This window comes from Pseudonocardia sp. Ae717_Ps2 (genome assembly GCF_001932475.1).
Classification (GTDB): Bacteria; Actinomycetota; Actinomycetes; order Mycobacteriales; family Pseudonocardiaceae; genus Pseudonocardia.
In genome coordinates this window covers 1,407,748-1,425,425 of record NZ_MCIS01000001.1, presented here as the reverse complement: position 1 = coordinate 1,425,425, position 17,678 = coordinate 1,407,748, and the positions used below count along the sequence as shown (strand labels likewise).

Genomic DNA, 17,678 nt, shown 5'->3' with positions numbered 1-17,678 from the left:
AAGATCAAGGGCGGAAGGATCAGGGAAGGTCGATGCGGGCGGGCCCGCACGCGGAGTTGATGCAGGTCTGGACGAGGTCGCCGGGCTCGCCGTGCGCCTCGCCGGTGCGCAGGTCGCGTACCTTGCCCTCGCGCAGCGGCAGCACGCACCCGAAGCAGATGCCCATCCGGCAGCCGCTGGGCATGAGCTTCCCGGCCGCCTCACCGGCTTCGAGGAGGCTCTGCCCCGGCTCGACGACGACGTCGCCGCCGCCGAGGTCGACGGTGCCGCCGGTGCCCTCGGTGGCGCGGGCCGGCGGGGTGAAGCGCTCGGCCACGATGCCGTCCCAGGCGCCCTCCAGGGCGTCGAGCAGGCCGTCGGGGCCGCAGGCGTAGACGGTGCGGTCCGCCCGGTCGGCGACGACGGTGTCGATCGTCGCGGGGTCGAGCCGCCCGGAGACGGCGCTGTGGCGCAGCACGACCCGCAGCGACGGGTGCCGCGCGGCCAGTCCGGCGAGCTCGGCGCGGAAGATCGTGTCCTCCGGCGTGCGGGCACCGTGCACCAGCACCACGTCGGGCATCGTCCCGGCGCGGTCGAGCGTGCGGAGCATGCCCATCACCGGCGTGATGCCGCTGCCCGCGGTGACGAACAGCAGCTTCTCCGGGAGCGGGTCGGGCAGGGTGAACTCGCCGGCGGCCTGCTCCAGCTCGACGATCGTGCCGATCGGCAGGTCGCGGACCAGGGTGGGCGACACGGCGCCGCCGTCGACCTCCTGCACGGTCACCGTGAGGTGCTCGGCGCCCTCCGGGGAGGTGAGCGAGTAGCTCCGGGTGAACCGGACGCCGTCGACGTCGACGCCGATGCCGACGTACTGGCCGGCGCGGTGCCCGGCCCAGGCCCACCCGGGTTCGATGGTCACCGAGACCGCCCGCCCGGTCTCGCGGCGACGGGCGACGACCCGGCCGCGCAGCGACGTCGTCGACCAGAGCGGGTCGACCAGGGTCAGGAAGTCCTCGGGCAGCAGCGGAGTCGTGAGAGCGCTCGCGGCGGCCAGCAGGCCCCGGCCCCGCGAGGTCGTGCCAGGAGCGGATCGGAACATGACATGAACTCTGCACCATCTGATGTCACATAGCAATCGCCCCCCTCTGATTCCCGTGTCACATGCTCGGCTGTTAATCTCCGTGTCATGGTCGAGGACCCGGAGACGGCGGACTGGCGCACCATCGACGAGCTGGCGCGGTCCAGCGGTGTCACGGTGCGCAACATCCGTGCCTACCAGTCCCGGGGGCTGCTGCCTCCGCCGCAGGTCAAGGCCCGCACGGGCTACTACGGCCCCGGGCACGCGGCACGTCTGGAGCTGATCCAGGACCTGCAGGACGAGGGCGTCAAGCTCGACACGATCAAGAAGCTGCTCGACACCACCGGCGGCTCCACCGAGCAGGTGGTGCAGTTCATCCGGACCGTGCGTGCGCTGTTCGCGCCCGAGGACCGGCAGATCGTGCAGCTCGCCGAGCTCGCCGAGCGGTACCAGAGCACCGACGTCGCCGTCGCCAAGCGCGGGGTCAAGATGGGCCTGCTGCGCGAGCTGGGCGACGACACCTACGAGGAGATCAGCCCGCGGCTGATGAACGCCGCGGCCGAGCTGACCGGGCTCGGCATCCCGATCACCCGCTCGCTCGACGTCGTGGAGCAGCTGCGCAAGCACGCCGACGCCGTCGCGAAGCTCTACGTCGACCTGTTCCTCGGCGAGATCTGGCAGCCCTTCGACGCCGAGGGCCGCCCGGACGACCAGTGGCCGCGCGTCTACGAGACGATCGAGCGGATGCGCCGCATCTCCGGCGAGGTGATGATCGCCGTGCTGGAGCTGGCCGTGGCCGAGCGGGTCGACGTCACCTTCGGCCGCGACATCGTGCGCAACGTGAAGACCACCAGCGCGGGGCCGACGACGGCGACGTCCGAGGACACCGGCGGGTCGGGCGACTCCTGAGGACCGGCGGCACCGGTCGGCAACCGCGGAGCGCACACAGCGCCCCGGAGCGCCCCGGGGCGCCCGGAGCTCAGGACAGCAGGCCCGCGGCCCGCAGCGCGGCGCGGACGTCCTCGTGGTGCCACTCGTCCAGCGGCACCAGCGGCAGCCGGATCCCGCCGGGGATGAGCCCCAGCTCGGTCAGCGCCCACTTCACCGGGATGGGGTTCGGCTCGGAGAACAGCGCCGCGTGCAGACCCGCGAGGTCGGCGTCGAGCGCGGAGGCGGTCTCGGCGTCGCCGGCGACGGCGGCCTTGCACATGCGGGCCATCGTCTCCGGGGCGACGTTCGCGGTGACCGAGATGTCGCCGTGGAACCCGGCGAGCATCGACGCGCGGGCGGTGCCGTCGTCGCCGGAGTACAGCGCGAAGTCGTCCAGGCCCAGCGCGACGAGCTCACGGACCCGGTCCAGGTCGCCCTTGGCCTCCTTGAGGCCGACGATGTTCGGGATCTCCGCGAGCCGGGCCACCGTCGACGGCAGCATGTCGCAGGCCGTGCGGCCCGGGACGTTGTAGAGGTACTGCGGGATGTCGACGGTCTCGGCGATCCGCTTGAAGTGCTGGTAGAGACCCTCCTGCGGAGGCTTGTTGTAGTACGGCGTCACGAGCAGCGCCCCGTCGGCGCCCGCCGCCCGCGCGGCGCGGGTCAGGTGGATGGCCTCGTCGGTGGAGTTCGCGCCGGTGCCGGCGATGACCGGGACGCGGCCGTTCGCGACCTCGATGGTGCGCCGCATGACCTCGGTGTGTTCGAGCACCGACAGCGTCGACGACTCACCGGTCGTGCCGACCGAGACGATCGCGGCGGTGCCCGCGTCGATCTGCCGCTCGACGAGCTCGCCGAGGGCCGTGTGGTCGACCTCGCCGCTGTCGTGCATCGGGGTCACGATCGCGACGATGCTTCCGGTGATCAAGACGGGCCTCCCTGGTACCGCTGCTCCTGCCGGTGCGACGGTAGCAAGCGGGACCGGTGACCCGGTGCGGCTTTCCTCTCAGCCCAGGGCGAGCCGGGCGGGCTGGACCGATCGCGTGATCCGGCGCACCGCCTGCACCGCGATCACCCCCGCGGCGACCGCCGCCACGACGGTCACGGCGATCGGCCGGTCGCCTGCCACGATGCCGAGCAGCGCCCAGCACAGCGCCCCGGCGAAGCCGGCGAACCCGGTGGTGGAGCCGACGACCGACAGCGCGACCGCGGTGAGGATCACCAGCAGCAGGATCGCCGCGACCTGCGGGAGCACCCCGTCCGACGGCAGCCCGACCGCGACGCCGGCCGCCATCAGGCCCAGCACGAGCGCGGCCGAGGACCAGCCGAGGTAGATCGCCAGCGGCAGCCGTGTCGCCAACCGTTCCGGCCACCCGTCGGCGACGCTGCGGGACAGTCGTCCGTACACGACGGCGAGCGCGAGGACGAGCAGGACCAGCAGCACCTCGGCGGTGACCACCCACCGGTTCGAGAAGGCCGCGATCCACAGCGGGTTGAGCACCGCGGTCGCCGCGACCCACCAGCCGATGCGGCGGTGCACCTCGCGGCCGCGCTGGCCGGGCAGCAGGGCGTAGCCGGCGTAGACCAGCACGCCCAGGTAGATCGGGCCCCAGATGGCGAACGCCCAGCCCGCGGCCAGCAGCGGGGTGTCGTAGTCGCGCGCGACGGCGCCGATCGCCGACCCCCCGAACGCCGACACGAGCACCTGCAGGATCGCCAGGACCGCCACGACCACCCCACGGACCAGATCCGCGGTCGTCGGGCGGGGGGTCAGCACGGTCATGCCCACATGGTGGACCGCGGCGGGGGCCTCTGCCATCCGGCTGTCGGGGGGAATCGATCACTCCCGCGGGCCGGGTCAGGCGAGCGGGAGGAAGAACAGGTGCACGTCGCGCGCGTCCTCCGGGGAGAGCCGCACCCCGTTCGGCAGCCTGCCGTACTCGACGAAGCCGCGTGCGGCGTAGAACGCGGGCAGCGGGGTGCCGCCGCGGGCGCCGAGGGTCAGCATCGCCAGGCCCGTCCCACGGGCGTGGGCGACGGCCGCTCCGAGCAGGACCGTGCCGAGACCACGTCCCTGCAGGTCCGGGCGGACCATGAGGCGTTGCACGTCGGCGCGGTGCGCGGCGATGCCGGTGTTCGGGACCAGGAGGACCGTGCCCATCGGGGCGGTCTCCTCCCCCAGTACTAACATCCGGGAGGCGCCGGAGCGGACGGCGTCGATGGTCTGCACCGCCAGTGCGCGGATCTCGTCCGGGTCGGCGCCGGGCACGAAGTCCACGGCGCCGCCGGCCTCGGTCACGGCGATCCAGAGATCACCGAGCGCGGCGGCGGCGCCGGGGTGGGGCTCGACGACCCGGCGGACGGCCGGGACGCCTGCGGTCACAGGTTCGGGAACCAGAGCTTGATCTCCCGGTCGGCCGACTCCGGGGAGTCCGAGCCGTGCACGAGGTTGGAACCGGTCTCCAGGGCGAGGTCGCCACGGATGCTGCCGGGGGTGGCCTTCTCCACCGGGTCGGTGCCGCCGGCGATCTGCCGCCAGGCGGCGATGGCGCGGGGGCCCTCGACGACCGCGGCCAGGACCGGGCCGGAGGTGATGAACGACAGCAGCTCCTCGAAGAAGGGCTTGCCGTCGTGCTCGGCGTAGTGCTGGGCGGCCAGCTCACGGTCCACCGTGCGCAGGTCGAGGGCGACCAGATCGAGGCCCTTGCGCTCGATGCGCGAGACGACCTCGCCGACGAGCTTGCGCGCGACGCCGTCGGGCTTGACCAGGACGAGAGTGCGTTCAGTCACGTGCGACAGGGTAGCGACGACCCGACCGGGGTCCGTCACCCACCGTCACTCGCCCGCCTCCTGGCTCCCGGTGAGCTCCGTCAGCGCGGCGGCGATCGCGGGCAGGTCCCGCAGGCTGCCCTCCGACACCGCGACCACCAGGTCGAACACGGCATCCTGGTCGGGCCGCGGCGGGCACCCGTTCAGCACCAGGAACACGGCGGTGGACGCCCATGCGAGTCGCTTGTTCCCGTCCACCAGGGCGTGAATGCCGCAGATGCTCTGCACCAGGGCCGCTGCCTTGAGGTGCAGGGTCGGGTACGCGTCCTGGCCGAACAGGACGGTCGCGGGCCGGGCGAGCGCCGACTCCAGGAGCCCGAAGTCGCGGACCACCGGCTCCTGCCCGAGTGCCTCCGCGGCGAAGCGCAGCACGTCGGCCAGGGACAGGTAGCGGGTCACGCCCGGCCGAGCCGGTCCAGGGCCTCTCGGAAGTTGTCGGTGACCCAGGCAGCCGCGCGGTCGACCTCGGCATCGTGGTCGTGACGGGCCACGTACTCCCGGACCGCCGCTCGGGCGACCTCCTGCATGGAACGCCCCTCGGCCTCCGCGCGAGCGCGCAGCGACTCGGACTCGGCGTCGGTCAGGCGCAACGTCATGGCCATGTCCCGACGATACCGGATGTGATACCGCCGCGGCTCAGTCCTGCTGCTGCGACGGCAACGTCCCCGCCGCCATCCGCCGGGCCACCTCGCGCCGCATCCACACCAGCACCGCCCAGACGACGATGAACACCGCCGCGATCACCACCAGCGACGGCAGGAACACCAGCGCCGCGACGAGCAGGGCCGCCTGCAGCACCAGCGCGGCGGTGAGACCCCACGGCCGTCGCTGCACCCCCGACGCCAGGATCATCGCGACGGCGATGCCCGCCACGACACCGAAGCCGAGCGCGGTCGATCCGGTGCCGAAGCGCGGGAGCACCAGCAGCGCCAGGAGGACGACGATCGCCTCCAGGATCAGCGTCGCGGCGAACACCCCGCGGGCGCCCTTCATCGGGTCGGTGGGCGGCGGCCGCACACCCTCGGGCACGCCCGGGACGTCGCTCACTCCGGCTCCTTCCCGAACAGTGCCCGCGCCTCGCCGACGGTGACGACCGACCCGGTGACGACGACGCCGACCCCCGACCCGCCCGCCTCCTCGGCGATCTCCCGGGCCTGCTCGAGCGCCTCGGCCAGCGACGGCTCGACGCTGACCCGCTCGGAGCCGAACACCTCGGCCGCGAGCGCGCCCAGCGCGTCGGGGTCCATCGCGCGCGGCGAGGAGTTGGTGGTGACGACGACCTCGTGCAGCGCGGGCTGCAGGCCCTCCAGGATGCCGCGGGCGTCCTTGCCCTCCAGCACCCCGATCACGCCGACCAGCCGGGTGAAGCGGAACTCGGTGCCGAGCGCGCCGGCCAGCGCCTGCGCCCCGGCGGGGTTGTGCGCGGCGTCGAGCAGCACGGTCGGCCGGTCCGGCCCGCCCTCGACGGGTTCGAGCCGCCCGGGTGAGCGGACGGAGGCGAACGCGGCGCGGACCGCGTCGGGGTCGAGGGGCTGCGCGGTGCCGGCGCCGACGAGCGCCTCGGCCGCGGCCAGCGCGACCGCCGCGTTCGACGCCTGGTGCTCACCGTGCAGCGGCAGGAAGATCTCGTCGTAGCGGCCGGACAGACCCTGCAGCTCCAGACGCTGCCCGCCGACGGCGATCTCCCGCTCGACCACGCCGAACTCGGCGCCCTCCCGCGCGACCTGCGCGCCGACCTCGGCGCAGCGCTCCAGCAGGATCTCGGCGACCTTCCGGTCCTGGGCGGCGAGGACGGCGACCGAGCCCTCCTTGATGATCCCGGCCTTCTCGCGGGCGATGTCGGTGATGTCGTCGCCGAGGTACTCGGCGTGGTCGAGCCCCACCGGCAGGACGACGGCGACGTGCGCGTCGGCGACGTTGGTGGCGTCCCAGCGCCCGCCGAGCCCGACCTCGATCACCGCGGCCTCGACCGGGGCGTCGGAGAAGGCGGCGAAGGCCATCCCGGTGAGCACCTCGAACTTGCTGAGCGCGGGCCCGTCGCCGCGCTTGGCGTCGACGAGCTCGACCAGCGGCTCCACCTCGCGGTAGGCGGCGACGTAGCGCTCGGGGGTGACCGGCCGGTTGTCGAGGTTGATCCGCTCGGTGGCGCGCTGCAGGTGCGGGCTGGTGTAGCGCCCGGTCCGCAGCCCGATCTCGGTGAGCAGCGCGTCGACCATCCGGGAGGTGGAGGTCTTGCCGTTGGTGCCGGTCAGATGCACGATCGGGTAGCCGCGCTGCGGGTCACCGAGGGCGTCGCACAGGGCCTGCATCCGGTCCAGCGACGGCTCCATCACCGACTCGGGCCAGCGCCGGTCGAGCGCCGCGTCGACGGCGAGGAACTCGGCGTAGCCGGCGACGGTGGACTGGGCCGGGACGACGTCGGGGTCCCCGCTGCCGCGGATCTCGTCGAGGACGGCCGCGATCACCGCCTCCTGGGCGTCCACCGGGGCGTCGCGCTCGTCGTCCGCGCCCCGTGCGGCGGCGTCCGACCGGTCCTCGCCGTCGTCGGCCTCGTCCCCGTCGTTCGCGTCGTCGGTGTCGGCGGCCCGGTCGGTGTCGCCGTCCGGGTCGCGGTCGTCCTCGGTGTCGCGGCCGAAGCCGCCCTCGGCCCACCGGTCCCCGCCGTAGGTCGGCGAGTCCTCCTCGGTGAAGTCGTTCCCGAGGTCGTGGCCGTAGTCGTCGTTCTCCCTCGCCACGGCGGGATCAGGCCTCCGGGAGCGCGGCGAGCCGCGCGGTGATGCGGTCGATGTCGGCGACGGCGGTCGCGTGCCGGGCACGGATCCCGTCGACGACCTCGGCCGGCGCCTTCTCGGTGAACTTCGGGTTGCCCAGCTTCTTGTCCGCCTGGTCACGCTCCTTCTCCGCGGCGGCGAGGTCGCGGCCGAGCCGGGCCCGCTCGGCGGCGACGTCGATCGCCCCCGAGGTGTCCAGCTCGACGGTGACCGGGCCGCCCGAGGTGGCGATCTCCAGGCTCGCGGTGGTGGAGAAGCCGTCACCGGCCGGGTCGAGGCGGGTGAGGAACCGCAGCGCGCGCTCGTGCGCGGCCAGCCCGGCGTCGCCGAGACCGGTCAGGCGGGCGGCGACGGCCTTGCGGTCGGGCAGCCCCTGCTCGGTGCGGAACCGGCGGACCTCGGTGATGACCTTCTGCGCGTCGGTGACCCGGGCCGTGGCGGCCGGGTCGACCGGCGCACCGGTGTCCCCGGCCGTCGGCCAGGCCGCGGTCACGACGGTCTCGCCGCCGGTCAGCGCGGTCCACAGCGCCTCGGTGACGAACGGCGCGATCGGGTGCAGCATCCGCAGCAGCGCGTCGAGGACGTGCCCGAGGATCGCCCGGGTGCCCGGCTCGGTGGCCGGGTCGTCGAGCTGGGTCTTGCACAGCTCGACGTACCAGTCGGCCAGCTCGTCCCACGCGAAGTGGTAGAGCCCCTCGGTCGCCTTCGCGAACTGGTAGCCGTCGAGCAGCTCGTCGGTCTGCGCGCGGACCTCGGCCAGGCGGCCCAGGATCCAGCGGTCGGCGTCGGTGCGGTCGGCCTCGGCGGGCAGCGGCAGGGCCGGGTCCGCCCCCTTGGACAGGGCGAACCGGGTGATGTTCCAGAGCTTGGTCGTGAAGTTCCGGGACCCGGCGACCCACTCCTCCGACAGCGACATGTCGGTGCCCGGGTTGGAGCCGCGGGCGATGGTGAAGCGCAGCGCGTCCGCGCCGTAGGTGTCGATCAGCGCGAGCGGGTCGATGACGTTGCCCTTGGACTTCGACATCTTCTTGCCGTGCTCGTCGCGGATGAGCCCGTGCAGGTAGACGTCGCGGAACGGGGCCTTCCCCATCACGTAGGTGCCGAACATCATCATCCGGACGACCCAGAAGAACAGGATGTCGTAGCCGGTGACCAGGACCGAGTTCGGGTAGTACTTCGCCAGGTCCGGGGTCTGCTCCGGCCAGCCGAGCGTGGAGAACGGCCACAGCCCGGAGGAGAACCAGGTGTCGAGGACGTCGGGGTCCTGGCGCCAGCCCTCGCCGGACGGCGGCTGCTCGTCCGGCCCGACGCAGACGACCTCGCCGGCCGGGCCGTACCAGACCGGGATGCGGTGTCCCCACCACAGCTGCCGGCTGATCGTCCAGTCGTGCATGTTGTCGACCCAGTCGAAGTACCGCTTGGCCTGCTCCTTCGGGTGCAGGACGGTCTCGCCGGAGCGGACGGCGTCCCCCGCCGAGCGGGCGAGCGGCTCGACCTTGACGAACCACTGCAGGCTCAGCCGCGGCTCGATCGGGACGCCGGTGCGCGAGCAGTGCCCGACCGAGTGCAGGTACGGCCGCTTCTCGGCGACGATGCGCCCCTGCGCGCGCAGCTCCTCGCGGATCGCGGCGCGCGCCTCGAACCGGTCCATGCCGTCGAAGCGGGTGCCGGTCCCGGCGATGGTGCCGGTCTCGTCCATGATCGTCGGCATCGGCAGGTCGTGGCGGCGGCCGACCTCGAAGTCGTTCGGGTCGTGCGCCGGGGTGATCTTGACGGCTCCGGAGCCGAACTCCGGGTCGACGTAGTCGTCGGCGACGACCGGGATCATCCGCCCGGTGATCGGCATCTCGATCTCGGTGCCGACCAGGTGCGCGTAGCGCTCGTCGTCGGGGTGGACGGCGACCGCGGTGTCACCCAGCATCGTCTCGATCCGGGTGGTCGCGACGACGACCGAAGCGTCGCCGTCGCCGTAGCGCATCGAGACGAGCTCGCCCTCGGTCTCGATGTGGTCGACCTCGATGTCGGAGATCGCCGAGCGCAGCGCCGGGGACCAGTTGACCAGGCGCTCGGCCCGGTAGATCAGCCCGTCGTCGAACATCTTCTTGAAGACGGTGGCGACCGCGCGGGACAGGCCCTCGTCGAGGGTGAAGCGCTCGCGGGACCAGTCGACGCCGTCGCCCAGGCGCTCCATCTGCCCGAGGATCGAGCCGCCGGACTCGGCCTTCCACTGCCAGACCTTCTCGACGAACGCCGCACGGCCGATCGCGTGCCGGTCCGGCTCCCCCGCGGCGGCCATCCGGCGCTCGACGACCGACTGGGTCGCGATCCCGGCGTGGTCCATGCCGGGCAGCCACAGCGCGTCGCGCCCCTGCATCCGGGCGCGCCGGGTCAGGACGTCGATGAGCGTGTGGTCCATCGCGTGGCCCAGGTGCAGGCTGCCGGTGACGTTCGGCGGCGGGATGACGATGCAGAACGGGTCGGCGTCCGACGACGGGTCGGCCCGGAAGTACCCGGCGTCGACCCAGCGGCGGTACATGTCGCCCTCTACCTCGCCCGGGGTCCACTTGGCGGGCAGGTCGGCGGTACGCGCTGGCAGGGTCTCGGTCACATGTCAAGTCTACGAGTCGACGGCGACCCGGTTCCCGGCCCCCGGACCGCCGCGCTCAGGACCGGAAGTGCGCCTTGGGGATGACCCCGTGCACCCCGACCGTCCGGTCCACCACCTGCGAGACCGCGAAGTCGGCGGCCGCGGAGAGGTAGGCGTACGCCGTCGCCCGGTCCATGCCCCGGTCGTCCTGCAGGAAGTCGAGTGCGTTGACCACGGCCCGGCGCATCGCGACGTCGAGGTCGGTCCCCTGGCCGCCGGTGCTCCCGTCCGGGTCGGAGAGCCCGATGGGCACCCAGGCGTCCGGGGTCTCGCCGAACGGGTAGCCGAAGGCCACCGAGGGGGCCGTGCCCTCCCCCGGCCGGCAGACGGTGAGCCGGAACGTGGCACGCAGTGAGCCCTCCAGCGCGGTCAGCGCGACCTCCCCGTCGCCCATCGCGAGGTGCGGGTCGCCGACGTGGAACAGCGCCCCCTCCGCGCGGACCGGCAGGTAGAACGCCGAGTCCGGGCCGAGCAGCCGGATGTCGATGTTGCCGCCGCCCAGGGTCGGCGGGATCGAGTTCAGCTCGGGGGCGTTCTCGGCGTCCGCCGCGGCGTGGGCCACCCCCATGGTGCCCATGAACGGGCGCAGCCCGAACGACACCTCCTGGCCCTCGCCGAAGGGCAGGTAGGCCTCCGGGCCGTCCGCGCCGTCGCGGACGGCGGTGAAGACCGAGACGTTGCCGTAGCGCGCGGGGTCGCCGGTCGCACGTCCGTCGGCGGCCGGTGGCGGCATCACCTCGTCGAGGGTGATCCCGGCGGGCGGCGCGCCGGACGCGGTGCGGCCGAGCGCCCCCTTCCCGTGTCTGCTGGAGACCACGCCGTAGGGCACCCGGGGCACCGCGGACAGGGTCTCGACCTTGAGGACGTCGCCGGGGCGCGCGCCCTCGACGAACACCGGGCCGGTGATGACGTGCGGGCCGTCGGCGTCGAAGTCGCGCGGGGTGCGGCGGTAGTCCCTGGCGACCGCGACGGCGTCGGACAGCACGCCGTCGGCCGCGACCCCGTGGCGCCCGAACCAGGCGACCGGGTCCCGGCCCTGGTCCTCCAGGATGCCCTCGTGGGAGACGGTGTCGATGGTGACCGTCTGCCCCGACCGCATCGTGAGCACCGGGGCGGCCCCGATCGCCGGGACGTAGCCCCAGCGCACGTCCGCCGGGTCGGACCCGAGGTAGTGGTCGCCGGGGATGTCGCCCACGCCGGGCTGCAGCGGCCCGTCCGGCAGGGTCGCGGCCACCGGGGCGGGGGCCACGGAGGCACTGCAGCCGACCAGTCCCCCGGCAGCGGTCACGGCCGCGGCCGCACGGAGGAAGTCGCGCCGGCCGAGTGCGGCGAGCAGCGGGCGGGGATCGGGGGGAGCCATGTCCACACCCTCACCCGCGTCCGTTACGTCCGGATCACCGCGCGTTTACGCCCGACCCGTGGGCAGCAGCAGGCACCAGGGCCGCGGCCATCCCAGCACCGCCGCGACGGCCGTCGGGTCCGCCCGGCGGAGCAGGCCCGGATCGAGGGCCCGCACCCGGCCGGAGCCGGGCTCGTAGACGCGCCACCGGCCGTCGTCGTCGATGCCCAGGACCAGAACCCAGTGCCGCGGCAGCCACCGGGACCCGACCAGCAGCGGGACCGGGCCGACGGCGGCGGGCACCGCGGCGAGCGCGTCGCGGGTCGCCGGGCGGATCCGGAACGGTCCGGCGGCGGGCGCGTGCCGGCGCAGCCACGCCCGCATCCCCCACGGCGTCGTCCCCAGCGCACGCGGCCAGAGCCGGTTGGCCTGGCGGTGCGCCGTCCGCTGCGCGGCGGCGAACCGGCCCGCCACCGCGCCGGGCCACCCCGAGCCGGTCAGCGCCGCGGTCACGACCAGCACCGACGGACCGCAGGTGACGCCGTCGACCTGGCCGCCGAGCAGGGTTCCGACGGCCGGGTACCGCGACGCCTCGTCGTCCACACCCCGGAGCCTGCCCGCCCCGGGCGCGGACGGCATCACGGCGCACCGTGGCGGCGGTCCAGCCGCACCGAGACCAGGGCCAGGACGACCGCACCGACCACCAACACCGCGCCGACCAGCGGCGGGGCGGTCAGTCCGAGGCCCCCGGCGATGGCGAGCCCGCCCAGCGCCGGGCCGAGCGCGTTGCCGACGTTGAACGCCGAGGTGTTGGTCGCGCTCGCCAGCGTCGGCGCCGCCCCGGCCAGCGCGAAGACCCGGGCGTTCAGCGGGGCCGACGCGACGAAGGCGACGAACCCGAGCCCGACCGCGATCGCCGGTGCTGCTCCGGGCAGCGTCGCCGTGGTCCCCAGCAGTGCGAGCAGGGTCGCGGCACCGCACAGCGCCCCGAACAGCGTCGGCCACGGATGACGGTCGGCCAGGCGACCCCCGAGCAGGATCCCCCCGATCGAGCCCAGCCCGGCGCCGAACTGCACGACGGGCACCCACCCCGGGGCGAGCCCGGCCACGAACACGAGCAGCGCCGCGAGGTAGGCGAGCATCGCGATCATGCCCGCCTGGTAGAGCGCGGTCGTGCCCAGCGCGACCCACAGCCGGAGCCTGCGGAAGGCGACGAGCTCGGCGGACAGTCGTCGCGGCGGCTCCCCGCCCCCGCTGCGCGACACCAGGGCCCCCACCCCGGCCACCCCGAGCAGGGCCAGCGACGCGATCGCCCAGAACGTCGCGCGCCAGCCGAACTGCTGACCGAGCACGGTGCCCAGCGGGATGCCGACGACGTTCGACACCGTCACCCCCGCCAGCAGCCGGGACAGCGCCCGCGCGCGGTCACCCGGCCCGACCGAGGACACGGTCACCACCGCCGCGACCGCCCAGAACCCGCCGGTGGCCACCGCCGTCAGCACCCGGACCGCCATGAGCAGGGGGTAGCCGGTGCACAGTGCCCCCACGACGTGCAGCACGGCCACGGCGAGCAGCATCGCGACGAGCGTCGTGCGCCGGGGCAGCCGCAGCGTCGCCACCGCCGCGGCCGGGGCCCCGACGACCATCCCGACCGCGAACCCGGAGATCAGGTACCCGGCCGCGGGGATGTCGACGCCGAGGTCCGCGGCCACCTCGGGCAGCAGGCCGGTGAGGACGAACTCGCTGGTCCCGAGGACGAACACGCAGAGCGCGAGGACCGTGACCACCCGCGGTACGGGGCGGCGGTGGACACCGGCGGTCGTCGTGCTCGCCATGTCCGCACCCCAGCACGGTGACGACGCCACCGTCATCCGGTTTCCGGGCCTAGGCTCGCCCGCATGACCGTTCTGACCCCCGAGGTCGTCGAGTTCCTCACCCACGGCACCCGCACCGGCATGCTCGGCTGGACGGCGAAGGACGGGCGTCCGCTCGTCGCGCCGGTCTGGTTCCTCGTCGAGGACGACGCGATCGTGTTCAACACCGGCGCCGACTCCGCGAAGGGCAGGGCGATCGTCCGCGACCCGCGCGTCGTGCTCACCGCTGACCTGCCCGAGCCGCCGTACGCCTTCGTGCAGGTGCAGGGTGTGGCCGAGACGAGCGGGGACCCCGACGAGCTCCTGCGCACCGCCACCGCGCTGGGCGGGCGCTACATGGGCGCGGACCGGGCCGAGGAGTTCGGCCGGCGCAACGGCGTGCCGGGCGAGCTCCTCGTCCGGATCCGCCCGACGAAGGTGATCGCGCACCTCGACATGACCGCCTGAGTTTGACCTGAAGCCGGGTTCAGCCCGCAGGGTCCACCTCCGGACGATGACTTCCGGGAACCGCACCGGTCCGTCCCCCGAGAGGACGGTGGACCATGACGCAGCTCGACCTCCGGCACGGCACCCAACGGGTCTTCGCACACCTGCTGGTGAGCACCCTGGTGGTGTCGGTCGTGAACTTCACGGTGTGGTTCGCCGTGACGTTCTGGGTGTTCCTGGAGACGGGGTCGGTCGCGGCGACCGGCATCATCGCCGGGATCTTCCTGGTGGCGACGGCGCTGACCGGCATCCCGTTCGGCGGGGTCGTCGACCGGTTCGGCACGCGCGCGGTCATGCAGGTCTCGGCGGCGGTGTCGGCCGTGGTCTACGCGCTGTGCCTGGCGCTGCTCCTGCTCGCGCCCGCCGACGCCTTCCGCGATCCCACGAGCCCGCTGCTGTGGACGCTGGTCGTCGCGCTGATGCTGGGGGTGATCGCCGGGAACCTGCGCACCATCGCGCTGCCGACGCTGGTCACCCTGCTCGTCCCGGCCCCGGTCCGGGACCGAGCCAACGGGCTGGTCGGCACCGCGACCGGGGTGTCCTTCCTGGTCACCTCGGTCGCGTCCGGGCTGCTCGTCGCGGTCGACGGGATGCGCACGGTGCTCGTCGCCGCGCTCGTCGTGCTCGTCGCGTCGCTGCTGCACCTGGCCCGGGTCCGGATCCCGGCCGTGCCCGCACCGGCCGGTCCGGCCGTCGCCGTGACCGTCGACGAGCGGGGCGGGCTCGACCTGCGCGGCACCGTCCGGCTCGTCGCGAGCGTGCCGGGGCTGCCCGCATTGATCGCGTTCTCCTGCGTGAACAACCTGCTCGGCGGGGCGTTCATGGCGCTGATGGACCCCTACGGCCTGTCCATGATGTCGGTCGCGGCCTGGGGGCTGCTGTGGGGCGTGCTGTCCGCCGGGGTGATCGTCGGCGGGCTGCTCGTCGCCCGGATCGGGCTGGGCAGCCGCCCGGTCCGGACCCTGCTGCTGGTCAACACCGTGCTGTGGGCCGCGACGATGCTGTTCCCGCTGCACGCCTCGATCGTCCTGCTGGCCCTGGGCATGGCGGTGTTCATGCTGCTCATGCCGTTCGCCGAAGCCGCCGAGCAGACCGTGCTGCAGCGGGTCGTGCCCTACGGGTGGCAGGGCCGGGTCTTCGGGTTCGCGCAGAGCGTGGAGCAGGCCGCGTCGCCGCTGACCGCATTCCTGCTGGCGCCGTTCACCGAGCTGGTGGTCGTGCCGTTCATGAGCGACGACGGCGCCGGTGCGGCCGCGATCGGGTCGTGGTTCGGCACCGGCACCGCGCGTGCGATCGCCCTGGTGTTCGTCGTCTGCGGCGCCCTCGGCGTGGTCCTGACCCTCGCCGCCCTGGCGAGCCGCCCCTACCGGCGGCTCTCCGCCGCCTACTCCGCCGCGCCCGCCACGGACCCGGACACCACCTCCGACACCGGTGCGCGCACGGCCGGGGCCCCGGCCACCCCCGTCGCGGTCCCGACGCCCCCGGCCGTCTTGGCCGCGACGTCCACCGCCCCCGCACCCGCCGTCGCGGACCGGCGGCCCACGGACCCGGACGCCGCCCCTCCGGCGTGACCCGCCGCCGCCCCGCAACCACACCCCCTGGCCGGCGTCCACACCCGTTGCACCGGGTGTGGACGCCGGCCAGGGGGTGTGAACGCGGCCGACCGGCCGGGGATGCGGCGGTCGCTGCCGGTCGAGGGCCGGAGGCCGCCGGGCGCGGCGGAGTACCGGACCGCGACGGCACCCCGGGGTGGCGAGCATCGTCGGGCGCGCCGGGGTGCCGGGCGCCGCCGAGGCGGCCGGAGGGGCCTCGCGCACCCCGCGAGTGGCTGACGCACCCCCCGCGACGGGTGCGGCGACCTCGGGTGGGGTGCGGCGACCTCGGCTGGGGTGCGGCGACCTCGGGTGGGGTGCGGGGCTCTCGGGTCGGGGTGCGGCGCCGTCCAGCGGTGGGCGGCCGGTCATCAGGCCGCGGCAGGCCCCCGGGGACGGCGGGGACCCGGGGCACCACAGCGACCGGGCCACGACGGCGACCGCCCAGGCCCGTTCTCGCCCCTCCGGCCGTCCCGCCCCTCCGGCTGCCCCGGCCCGTCCCGCCCACCCCTCCGACACCGGCCGACCACCGGTCACCGGTCCCCCGGCGACAGCGTCAGGTCCGGCGGAGCGTGGTCGTCCAGAGGGAGACACCGGTCTGGTCGCGCAGGTGGACCTCCAGGGTCGCGCCGTCCGGGGCGACGTCGAGCTCCCCGAAGTGCTGGAACCCCTCCAGCGGGCTCGCGCCCTGCCGGGACGGTCCGCGCACGAACTCCGCCCGCGGGCCGAACGTCGGGTCGAGCTCGTTCGGGCCGAAGGCCCCGGCGTGCAGCGGGCCCGACACGAACTCCCAGAACGGGTCGAAGTCGGTGAACGCGGCGCGCTCGGGGGCGTAGTGGTGGGCGGCGGTGTAGTGCACGTCGGCGGTCACCCACACGACGTTGCGGACCCGCCGCCGGCGGATCCCGGCGAGCACCCCGGCGATCTCCGACTCGCGCCCGCTCGGCGGTCCGGGCACGCCGTTGGCGACGGCCTCCCAGGCGGTGTCGCCGTCGGGCACCAGGACCCCGATCGGCATGTCCGAGGCGACGATCTTCCAGGTCGCCCGGGACGACGCGAGCGCGTCGACGAGCCAGCGGGCCTGGGCCTGCCCGAGGATCCGCTCGCCACGGCCGGTGTTGGCGGAGTTCGCGCTGCGGTAGGTGCGCATGTCCAGCACGAACACCTCGACGTGCGGGCCGAACGGCATCCGCCGGTACACCCGTCCGTCGACGGCGGTGCGCGGGTCGACCGGCTGCCACTCGTGGAACGCGCGGAACCCGCGGGCCGCGAGCACGTCCACCCGCTTCTCGGTGTAGCGCTCCCCCACCTCACCGGTGAGGATCTCGCCGGGGTACCAGTTGTTGGTGACCTCGTGGTCGTCCCACTGCACGATCTGGCCGACCGAGGCGGCGAAGCGGCGCAGGTTGTCGTCGCGCAGGTTGTAGGCGAACTGGCCGCGGAACTCGGCGAGGGTCTCGGCGACCTTCGCCTTCGCCTCGGTCATCTCGTTGCGCCACACCCGGCCGTCGGGGAGCGTGACGGTCTCGGTGAGCGGGCCGTCGGCGTAGACGGTGTCGCCGGAGTGCAGGAACAGGTCGGGCTCGCGGTCGGCCATGGCGGAGAAGATCCGCATGCCGCCGGTGGCGCGGTCGATGCCCCAGCCCTGCCCGACGACGTCGCCGGACCACTGGATGCGCACCGGCTCGCCGCGGCCGGGGACCGCCCGGAAGGAGCCGGCCAGCGGGGCGCTCGCGGGGCCGCCGTCGAGCGGCTCGGCGACGACGCGGTAGTGCACCCGCCCCCGCGTCGCCGGGACCCGCAGCTTGCCGGTGAGGTCGGTGGCCGGGGTCAGCACCGGGCCGGGGATGCGCAGTGCCCGCCGGAAGTCCGGCGAGCCCGCGACCTCGACGACCATCCGCGACGGCCGGTCGGCCCGCGTCCAGACGAGCCCGGAGCCGGGCCGGACGTCACCGGCCGCGACACCGTGGGTCAGCAGCGGCCGGCCGGAGCGGACCAGCGCGGGGGCGGCGGCACCCGTGCCCGGCAGGACGAGGGCCGCGGCGCCGGCGAGACCACCGGCGGCCGCGGTGCGGAACAGGGAGCGTCGGGAAAGAGCCACGCCCGCCGTTCTAACCCGGACGGGTGAGGACGATCCGGACCGTCCGGGTGAA

At 74.3% G+C, this 17,678-nt stretch carries 17 protein-coding genes; 3 read left to right on the top strand and 14 right to left on the bottom strand.

The features are described 5' to 3' along the window. Positions 1–19: 19 nt before the first annotated feature. Positions 20–1,078: a ferredoxin reductase gene (locus Ae717Ps2_RS06880; protein WP_083695107.1), complete on the bottom strand. Its 1,059-nt coding sequence runs from the start codon at positions 1,076–1,078 to the stop codon at positions 20–22. An 87-nt stretch (positions 1,079–1,165) separates the two neighbouring features. Between Ae717Ps2_RS06880 and Ae717Ps2_RS06875 the strand changes: the two genes are divergently transcribed. Next, positions 1,166–1,966, top strand: coding sequence for a MerR family transcriptional regulator (locus tag Ae717Ps2_RS06875; RefSeq protein ID WP_075311301.1), 801 nt, complete (start codon positions 1,166–1,168; stop codon positions 1,964–1,966). Positions 1,967–2,036: 70 nt separating this feature from the next. Here Ae717Ps2_RS06875 and dapA read toward each other — a convergent pair whose 3' ends face one another. From dapA to Ae717Ps2_RS06815, 12 genes are all read right to left on the bottom strand, one after another. Then, the gene (gene dapA / locus Ae717Ps2_RS06870; RefSeq protein WP_020627660.1) at positions 2,037–2,915 is read right to left on the bottom strand and encodes a 4-hydroxy-tetrahydrodipicolinate synthase; all 879 of its coding nucleotides are present in this window, start codon (positions 2,913–2,915) and stop codon (positions 2,037–2,039) included. A 78-nt stretch (positions 2,916–2,993) separates the two neighbouring features. After that, positions 2,994–3,770 (bottom strand): hypothetical protein, encoded by a 777-nt coding sequence (locus tag Ae717Ps2_RS06865; protein WP_075329676.1) that lies wholly within the window; start codon positions 3,768–3,770, stop codon positions 2,994–2,996. Between the two features lie 75 nt (positions 3,771–3,845). Then, the gene (locus tag Ae717Ps2_RS06860) at positions 3,846–4,370 is read right to left on the bottom strand and encodes an N-acetyltransferase (protein ID WP_075333145.1); all 525 of its coding nucleotides are present in this window, start codon (positions 4,368–4,370) and stop codon (positions 3,846–3,848) included. Next, entirely contained in the window at positions 4,367–4,777 is a 411-nt protein-coding gene (gene ndk, locus Ae717Ps2_RS06855; protein ID WP_043281923.1) for a nucleoside-diphosphate kinase, read from the bottom strand. Before ndk ends, Ae717Ps2_RS06860 begins: the two co-directional genes overlap by 4 nt. Before the next feature lie 45 nt (positions 4,778–4,822). Further along, entirely contained in the window at positions 4,823–5,215 is a 393-nt protein-coding gene (locus Ae717Ps2_RS06850) for a type II toxin-antitoxin system death-on-curing family toxin (RefSeq protein WP_075311297.1), read from the bottom strand. Beyond that, entirely contained in the window at positions 5,212–5,418 is a 207-nt protein-coding gene (locus Ae717Ps2_RS06845) for a ribbon-helix-helix protein, CopG family (protein ID WP_051050452.1), read from the bottom strand. The genes Ae717Ps2_RS06850 and Ae717Ps2_RS06845 overlap by 4 nt, the downstream gene beginning before the upstream one ends. Before the next feature lie 34 nt (positions 5,419–5,452). Further along, positions 5,453–5,863 (bottom strand): DUF4233 domain-containing protein, encoded by a 411-nt coding sequence (locus Ae717Ps2_RS06840; protein WP_020627666.1) that lies wholly within the window; start codon positions 5,861–5,863, stop codon positions 5,453–5,455. Next, on the bottom strand, positions 5,860–7,299 hold the full coding sequence (locus Ae717Ps2_RS06835; RefSeq protein ID WP_369804869.1) for a folylpolyglutamate synthase/dihydrofolate synthase family protein: 1,440 nt from the start codon (positions 7,297–7,299) through the stop codon (positions 5,860–5,862). The genes Ae717Ps2_RS06840 and Ae717Ps2_RS06835 overlap by 4 nt, the downstream gene beginning before the upstream one ends. 259 nt (positions 7,300–7,558) lie before the next feature. After that, positions 7,559–10,195: a valine--tRNA ligase gene (locus tag Ae717Ps2_RS06830; RefSeq protein ID WP_075311293.1), complete on the bottom strand. Its 2,637-nt coding sequence runs from the start codon at positions 10,193–10,195 to the stop codon at positions 7,559–7,561. 55 nt (positions 10,196–10,250) lie between these two features. Continuing rightward, a complete protein-coding gene (locus tag Ae717Ps2_RS06825; RefSeq protein ID WP_051050458.1) occupies positions 10,251–11,594 on the bottom strand; it encodes an acetamidase/formamidase family protein in 1,344 nt (447 codons plus the stop codon). A 45-nt stretch (positions 11,595–11,639) separates the two neighbouring features. Next, positions 11,640–12,212 (bottom strand): hypothetical protein, encoded by a 573-nt coding sequence (locus tag Ae717Ps2_RS06820; RefSeq protein ID WP_139318970.1) that lies wholly within the window; start codon positions 12,210–12,212, stop codon positions 11,640–11,642. Beyond that, a complete protein-coding gene (locus Ae717Ps2_RS06815; RefSeq protein WP_075333144.1) occupies positions 12,212–13,408 on the bottom strand; it encodes an MFS transporter in 1,197 nt (398 codons plus the stop codon). Before Ae717Ps2_RS06815 ends, Ae717Ps2_RS06820 begins: the two co-directional genes overlap by 1 nt. 63 nt (positions 13,409–13,471) lie before the next feature. Here Ae717Ps2_RS06815 and Ae717Ps2_RS06810 point away from each other — a divergent pair, with 63 nt between their 5' ends. After that, the gene (locus tag Ae717Ps2_RS06810) at positions 13,472–13,894 is read left to right on the top strand and encodes a PPOX class F420-dependent oxidoreductase (RefSeq protein WP_075311289.1); all 423 of its coding nucleotides are present in this window, start codon (positions 13,472–13,474) and stop codon (positions 13,892–13,894) included. 95 nt (positions 13,895–13,989) lie between these two features. Next, positions 13,990–15,504, top strand: coding sequence for an MFS transporter (locus tag Ae717Ps2_RS06805; RefSeq protein WP_075311287.1), 1,515 nt, complete (start codon positions 13,990–13,992; stop codon positions 15,502–15,504). Positions 15,505–16,081: 577 nt separating this feature from the next. Here Ae717Ps2_RS06805 and Ae717Ps2_RS06800 read toward each other — a convergent pair. Then, positions 16,082–17,626 carry an alkaline phosphatase gene (locus tag Ae717Ps2_RS06800; RefSeq protein ID WP_075311285.1) on the bottom strand — a complete coding sequence of 515 codons (1,545 nt, stop codon included), beginning with the start codon at positions 17,624–17,626 and terminating at the stop codon, positions 16,082–16,084. Between the last annotated feature and the right edge of the window lie 52 nt (positions 17,627–17,678).

Excerpts from the sequence above, each read along its gene's own strand:
- Ae717Ps2_RS06825 (WP_051050458.1), bottom strand. The coding sequence starts at position 11,594 with ATGGCTCCCCCCGATCCCCGCCCGCTGCTCGCCGCACTCGGCCGGCGC.
- Ae717Ps2_RS06805 (WP_075311287.1), top strand. The coding sequence starts at position 13,990 with ATGACGCAGCTCGACCTCCGGCACGGCACCCAACGGGTCTTCGCACAC.
- Ae717Ps2_RS06815 (WP_075333144.1), bottom strand. The coding sequence starts at position 13,408 with ATGGCGAGCACGACGACCGCCGGTGTCCACCGCCGCCCCGTACCGCGG.
- Ae717Ps2_RS06810 (WP_075311289.1), top strand. The coding sequence starts at position 13,472 with ATGACCGTTCTGACCCCCGAGGTCGTCGAGTTCCTCACCCACGGCACC.
- Ae717Ps2_RS06845 (WP_051050452.1), bottom strand. The coding sequence starts at position 5,418 with ATGGCCATGACGTTGCGCCTGACCGACGCCGAGTCCGAGTCGCTGCGC.
- Ae717Ps2_RS06865 (WP_075329676.1), bottom strand. The coding sequence starts at position 3,770 with ATGACCGTGCTGACCCCCCGCCCGACGACCGCGGATCTGGTCCGTGGG.
- Ae717Ps2_RS06880 (WP_083695107.1), bottom strand. The coding sequence starts at position 1,078 with ATGTTCCGATCCGCTCCTGGCACGACCTCGCGGGGCCGGGGCCTGCTG.
- Ae717Ps2_RS06875 (WP_075311301.1), top strand. The coding sequence starts at position 1,166 with ATGGTCGAGGACCCGGAGACGGCGGACTGGCGCACCATCGACGAGCTG.
- Ae717Ps2_RS06820 (WP_139318970.1), bottom strand. The coding sequence starts at position 12,212 with ATGCCGTCCGCGCCCGGGGCGGGCAGGCTCCGGGGTGTGGACGACGAG.